Raw genomic sequence first — 6,680 nt, forward strand, 5'->3', positions numbered from 1 at the left:
CGGATCGCCGAATGGCTGCGCGACGACCTGTCCGGCGTGCTGGCCCGCAGCGCCTGAACTCGCCAGGCGCCGGGCAGGCCATCCTGCAAATCCGTTATGCATGACGGCGGATGGCCTGCACGGGCCCCGGCCAATGGGCTACATATGGTCCGGAGCTGACGGTTTCGGCAGCGAAGGATCAAGGGTACTGCGCTCGATGACTTTCCACTCGATCTACGCCCACGGATTTGCGCGCGTGGCGGCCTGTGTCACCACGTCCCATGTCGCCGATCCCTCCGCCAACGCGAAGGCCGTGCTGGCGGCGGCCAATGCCTGCCACGAGCAGTCGGTGTCGGTCGCCGTGTTTCCCGAACTGTGCCTGTCCGGCTATGCGATCGAAGATCTGGTCAAGCAGGATCCGCTGCTCGATGCGGTCGAGCGCGGCCTTCTGGGCATCGTCGACGCCTCCGCAGGACTGATGACGGTCGTGATCGTCGGCGCACCGCTGCGCTTTGGTCATCGCATTTACAACTGCGCCGTGGTCATTCATCGCGGCAACATTCTCGGCGTGGTACCGAAGACTTACCTGCCGACCTACCGCGAATTCTACGAGGGCCGGCATTTCGCCTCCGGCGCCGGCATGGTCGGAGAGACGATCTCCTTTGGCGGGCTGCATGCCCCGTTCGGCGTCGACCTCCTGTTTTCGGCCGAGGACGTGCCGGGCCTGACCATCGGCGTCGAGATCTGCGAGGACATGTGGATCCCGGTGACGCCGGCGTCCGAGCTCGCACTTGCCGGCGCCAGCGTGCTGATCAATCTCTCGGGCAGCCCGATCACGATTGGCCGTGCGCGTTCGCGTGCGCTGCTGTGTCAATCGACGTCGGCGCGTTGCCTCGCGGCTTATGTCTACGCGGCCGCCGGGGCAGGGGAATCGACCACCGATCTCGCCTGGGACGGCCAGACCTCGATCTACGAGAACGGCGTGCTGCTGGCCGAGGGCGAGCGGTTCCGGCAGGGCGGCCAGATCACCACTGCCGACATCGACCTCGACCTGCTGAGGCAAGAGCGCGTGCTGATGGGCACGTTCGACGACAACCGCCGCCAGCGCGAGGCGTTTTTCCGCAAGGTGACATTCGCGCTGAAGCCTCCGGCCGCCGACATCGGTTTCCTGCGCAAGGTCGAGCGCTTTCCGTTCGTGCCGAGCGACGAGAGCCTGCTCGAGCAGGATTGCTACGAGGCCTACAACATCCAGGTCGCAGGCCTCGTGCAGCGCATGCGCGCCACCGGCACCAAGCGCGTCGTGATCGGCGTCTCGGGCGGGCTCGATTCCACCCACGCCTTGATCGTGGCCGCCAAGGCGGTCGACTTGCTCGGTCTGCCGCGCGAGAACATCCTGGCCTACACCATGCCGGGCTTTGCCACCGGCAGCGAGAGCAAGTCCCATGCGCTGGCACTGATGCAGGCGTTGCACACGAGCTGGCAGGAGCTCGACATCCGCACCACGGCGACGCAGATGCTGAAGGACATCGGCCATCCCTTCGGCCGGGGCGAGAAGGTCTACGACGTCACCTTCGAGAACGTGCAGGCGGGCCTGCGCACGGATTATCTGTTCCGGCTCGCCAACCATCACGGCGGCATCGTGATCGGCACCGGCGACCTCTCCGAGCTCGCGCTCGGCTGGTGCACCTATGGCGTCGGCGACCAGATGGCGCATTACAACGTTAACTCTGGGGTACCGAAAACGCTGATCCAGCACCTGATCCGCTGGGTGATCTCGTCGAAGCAATTCAGCGACGACGTCAACCGCACGCTCGGCTCGATCCTGGTGGCCGAAATCTCGCCCGAGCTCGTGCCGGTCGAGGCCGGCGAGAAGCCGCAGAGCACGGAAGCGGCCGTCGGTCCGTACGAGCTGCAGGATTTCAACCTGTTCTACACGCTGCGCTTCGGCATGCGTCCGTCCAAAATCGCCTTCATGGCCCAGCATGCCTGGAAGGACGTCGCCAAGGGCGAATGGCCGCCGGCATTCCCCAACGACCGGCGCAAGGCCTATGCGCTTCCCGAGATCCGGCGCTGGCTCGAAGTGTTCCTGCGCCGCTTCTTTGCCTTCAGCCAGTTCAAGCGCTCGGCGATGCCGAACGGCCCGAAGGTCTCGGCCGGCGGGTCGCTGTCACCGCGTGGCGACTGGCGCGCGCCGTCGGATGCGAGCGCGACCGCGTGGCTCGAAGATCTCGAACGGAACGTGCCCAGCTGATCGGGGCGCGGATCGACATGGGGAGATGATCGGATGTCGGCCGGGGACAGGGCGGAAGCGGGCGGAGAGGCCGGGGTCGTCAACGGCCTCTACATCTTCGACATCGAGATGCGTGACGGCAAGCGCGGGCAGGCCAGAGGCGTGGTCGTGCTCAGCGATGGTCGCATCATGGGCGGCGACAGCTTCTTCTACTACACCGGCAGCTACACGTTCCGGAACGGCAAGTGGCGGGGCGACATGATCGTCAATCAGCACACCGAGGCCGTCGGCAGGACGCTCGCGTTCGGCGGGCGGGAGGTCACTTGCGGTTTCTCGGGTGATTATTCCGCCGGTGGCGCCGAGGTCGAAGGCATGGCGCTGGTCGGCAAGACCACCGTGACATTCACGGCGCGCCTCACACTCAAGGACGCAATGTGAACCCGGCGTGATCGGCTCTCGTTCCTGCTCAGGAACCTTCGCACCCACAGAACGTTCGCGTCTGTTGTTGCGAATTGTCGAGGAGAGGGACCATGCGCAAGCACTTGATGTTATCGACTGCAGCTATCGGACTGATGCTCGCGTCCGGCTTCGCCTACGCTCAGGCACCCGGTGAGCGCAGAGACGAGCCGAGACGGACCGAGGAGCCGGCGAAAGGCGCTGCGCCGCAGCGGGGCGGCGCCCAAGAACGTGTTCAAGAGCGCGCGCAGGGCGCCCAGGAGCGAGTGCAGGGCGCGGGCCGAGAAGAGAAGGGCGGCCCGGCCAAGCAGGAGGCGAATGATGACAAGCGCCAGCCTGCCAATTCTGCCGAGCGTAACCAGCCGAAGGCTAGGGATCAGGCACAAGAATCCCGCGAGCCTGCGCGCGATCGCAACCGTGAAGCCGAGAGCGCGAAACCGGGACGCGACAGCAAGAGCAGCGCTGAGACGAAGCAGGACAAGTCAGCGCCGCAGAAATCAACGGCCGAGTCCGAGAAGTCCAAGACCGGCCCGGCTGGCCAGCAGAACGAGCGCACTGGGGCAACGGCCAACCAGAACGAGCGCAACCAGGCCCAGCCGCCGCGCAATGCCGCCGAGCAACAGCCGGCGCAGCAGAACAACCGGCCGGCCACCGCGACGGACACGAACCGGACGGCTCCGACCAACAATGCTCAGACCGCGCCTGCTACCTCGGGCACGCAGACCAATCAAGCCAATCGGACGATGCAGACCAACACGCAGGTCAATCAGCAGACCCAGGTGACGTCCGAGAAGCAGGTTCGGATCTCCGAAACGGTCAGCCGCGCACGCCTGGCGCAGCCGGAGCGCAATCTGAACATCTCGATCCGGGTCGGCGAGACGATTCCGCCGCGCGTGCGTCTCCATCGGCTTCCGCCCGAGATCGTCTCGATTGAACCGGAATATCGGGACTACGAGTACTTCGCGACGGATGACGAGGTCGTCATTGTGGAGCCGCGCTCGCATCGCATCGTCAGCCAGGTGCCGCGCGATCCGTCGCGGGCCCGCGCGCAGATGGGCGGTAGCGCCGGCCAGAGCCAGAGCATGGCGGCGACCGGGGCAAGCCCCGTTAACTGCCAGATCATGCGGCGCGACGCCTCGGGCAATGTTGCCCAGGCAGAGCCCACAACCGTGGGATCGACCGCGCGCACCGATTCCGTGAGCGTGATTGTCCAGATGCCCGGCGGCGGCTCGTCCGCGCCGATCGCCCTCGGCGCTCCCGCGGGCAATATCGTGGTCGCAACGCAAGGGCAGGGCGACTGCACGGTCACACTCGAGCCGCAGCCGCGCTAGCCGAAGAACACGCTGAAACGACAACGCGCCGCCCGGATGCCCCTCCGGACGGCGCGTTGCTGCGTTTAATCCAAAAAGTTTCGAGGTCCGGAGTGCCTAGGAGTCCGGACCTCGTCACCTTGCCCCAGCCTTCAATCCCCCGCCCCATGTGGTCCCCCAACCCCATGTAGCGCGATCAGAGGGTGATGCCCGTGGAAGTGGCCGCCGATCGATGTCCCGCGATGTACGCGACATCGCTATAGGACTCCATTCCGGATCACTACGGACACAGATACCGCTTGCCATGTGCTCGTTCGGCATCGGTGGTTTGATGGCTGTTGCTCGATCCGCAGCACGCGATCGACAGGATGTCCACATCTCCCAGCGCTGCAGAACCTCGATTTCACCGGCCTGTCATTGAACTGGTCTAGCGCTGCTCCGGTCATCGCTGACAGCCAAGGAGCAAGCCATGTCGAAGCCGGTGCTGGGTGCTGCATTGTCCATCAAATCGATCCCCGCGCATCGCGACTGGCTTCTCGAAAGGCCGCGTGATCTCGAAATCCAGGATTTCTTCCGCGCGGATCTGCTCGATAGCGATTGGCGCAGCACGGCTGGCGAGATCAAGCAGATGCTCTCAGGCCATACCGGCCGGCTGGGCATCCACGGCCCGTTCTGGGGCTTCAAGATCGACAGCCACGATCCCATGAGCACTCGCTACCACGTGGGCCCCGGCTCTGCAGCGCATCGTCGTAGAGACGCTGCGCTGCGTCCGGAGGACGTCAGAGAGCCCGCGCCGGAAGCAGGGGAGACTTGCACGGGGGCAATCGGGGCCCTTTCAGGGCAAGTTCCCGTTGCGTGGCGGCACCCCGTGCGCTATCCGGCCACAAAGGCCTGAGGCGGCTCCATATTTTCCCGCCCGGCCGGTCAAACCGAGGACGGAAACCGCCATGCCAGCCTATCGCTCCCGCACCACCACCCACGGCCGCAACATGGCGGGCGCCCGCGGCCTCTGGCGCGCGACGGGCATGAAGGACGGCGATTTCGGCAAGCCGATCATCGCCGTCGTCAACTCCTTCACCCAGTTCGTGCCCGGCCACGTCCATCTCAAGGACCTCGGCCAACTCGTCGCCCGCGAGATCGAGCAGGCCGGCGGCGTCGCCAAGGAGTTCAACACCATTGCAGTGGATGACGGCATCGCCATGGGCCATGACGGCATGCTCTACAGCCTGCCGTCGCGCGAGCTGATCGCCGACAGCGTCGAGTACATGGCCAACGCGCACTGCGCCGACGGCCTCGTCTGCATCTCCAACTGCGACAAGATCACGCCCGGCATGCTGATGGCAGCGCTGCGGCTCAACATCCCCGCCGTGTTCGTCTCGGGCGGCCCGATGGAGGCCGGCAAGGTCAAGCTGGAGGGCAAGACCAAAGCGGTCGACCTCATCGACGCCATGGTCGCGGCGGCCGATTCCAAGGTCAGCGACGAGGACGTCAAGGTGATCGAGCGCTCGGCGTGCCCGACCTGCGGCTCATGCTCGGGCATGTTCACCGCCAACTCCATGAACTGCCTGACCGAGGCGCTTGGCCTCGCGCTGCCCGGCAACGGAACGGTGGTCGCGACCCATGCCGATCGCAAGCGCCTGTTCGTCGAGGCCGGCCACACCATCGTCGATCTCGTCCGCCGCTATTACGAGCAGGACGATGCCTCCGTGCTGCCGCGCAACGTCGCGAACTTCAAGGCGTTCGAGAACGCGATGACGCTCGACATCGCGATGGGCGGCTCGACCAACACCGTGCTGCATCTGCTCGCCGCCGCCCATGAAGGGCAGGTCGAGTTCACCATGAAGGACATCGACCGGCTGTCGCGCCGCGTGCCCGTGCTGTGCAAGGTCGCGCCGTCGGTGGCCGACGTTCACGTCGAGGACGTACATCGCGCCGGCGGCATCATGGGCATTCTGGGCGAGCTCGACCGCGCCGGCCTGATCGACACCTCGGTCTCGACCGTGCACGCGCCGACCATGAACGAGGCGCTGGAGCGCTGGGACATCAAGCGGACCAAGAGCGAGACGGTCCGCACCTTCTTCCGCGCCTCGCCCGGCGGCATCCCGACCCAGGTCGCCTTCAGCCAGGAGCGTCGCTACGACGAGCTGGACGCCGACCGCGAGAAGGGCGTCGTGCGCAACCTCGAGCACGCCTTCAGCAAGGACGGCGGCCTCGCCGTGCTCTACGGCAACCTCGCGCAGGACGGCTGCATCGTGAAGACCGCGGGCGTCGATGCCTCGATCCTGAAATTCGAAGGCCCCGCGCGCGTGTTCGAAAGCCAGGACGCCGCCGTCGAGGGCATTCTGGGCGGCAAGGTGGTCGCCGGCGAGATCGTGGTCATCATCTACGAAGGCCCGCGCGGCGGCCCCGGCATGCAGGAGATGCTGTATCCCACGAGCTATCTGAAATCGATGGGCCTCGGCAAAGCCTGCGCGCTCGTCACCGACGGACGTTTCTCCGGCGGCTCCTCGGGCCTCTCGATCGGCCACCTGTCGCCGGAAGCGGCCGAAGGCGGCAACATCGGTCTGGTCCGCACCGGCGATCGCATCGCGATCGACATCCCGAACCGCAGCATCAGCCTGGAGGTCTCCGATGAGGAGCTAACCCAGCGCCGTGCCGCGGAGGAGGCGAAGGGCGACGCCGCCTGGCAGCCGGCTGCGCGCAAG

The 6,680-nt window shown here is 66.0% G+C and carries 4 protein-coding genes and 1 pseudogene; all 5 read left to right on the forward strand.

Annotated features, from left to right (window positions below; all coding sequences use genetic code 11):
• Nucleotides 1-196 precede the first annotated feature (196 nt).
• Nucleotides 197-2,230, forward strand: coding sequence for an NAD(+) synthase (locus MOV75_RS22820; RefSeq protein ID WP_246921581.1), 2,034 nt, complete (start codon nucleotides 197-199; stop codon nucleotides 2,228-2,230).
• A gap of 33 nt (nucleotides 2,231-2,263) precedes the next feature.
• Nucleotides 2,264-2,647, forward strand: a complete 384-nt coding sequence (locus MOV75_RS22825) for a GrlR family regulatory protein (protein ID WP_246921585.1) — start codon at nucleotides 2,264-2,266, stop codon at nucleotides 2,645-2,647.
• A 134-nt stretch (nucleotides 2,648-2,781) separates the two neighbouring features.
• Nucleotides 2,782-3,996, forward strand: coding sequence for a DUF1236 domain-containing protein (locus tag MOV75_RS22830; RefSeq protein WP_246921588.1), 1,215 nt, complete (start codon nucleotides 2,782-2,784; stop codon nucleotides 3,994-3,996).
• Between the two features lie 448 nt (nucleotides 3,997-4,444).
• Nucleotides 4,445-4,681, forward strand: a pseudogene (locus MOV75_RS22835) (sugar phosphate isomerase/epimerase); the annotation flags it as partial.
• Nucleotides 4,682-4,922: 241 nt separating this feature from the next.
• Nucleotides 4,923-6,680: dihydroxy-acid dehydratase (ilvD, locus tag MOV75_RS22840; protein ID WP_247006663.1), on the forward strand; the 1,758-nt coding region annotated here is incomplete at its 3' end.

It is taken from the genome of Bradyrhizobium sp. PRIMUS42, from assembly GCF_023006515.1.
Lineage (GTDB): Bacteria > Pseudomonadota > Alphaproteobacteria > Rhizobiales > Xanthobacteraceae > Bradyrhizobium.

Coding starts and splice junctions, on each gene's coding strand:
- MOV75_RS22820 (WP_246921581.1), top strand. CDS start 197: ATGACTTTCCACTCGATCTACGCCCACGGATTTGCGCGCGTGGCGGCC.
- MOV75_RS22825 (WP_246921585.1), top strand. CDS start 2,264: ATGTCGGCCGGGGACAGGGCGGAAGCGGGCGGAGAGGCCGGGGTCGTC.
- MOV75_RS22830 (WP_246921588.1), top strand. CDS start 2,782: ATGCTCGCGTCCGGCTTCGCCTACGCTCAGGCACCCGGTGAGCGCAGA.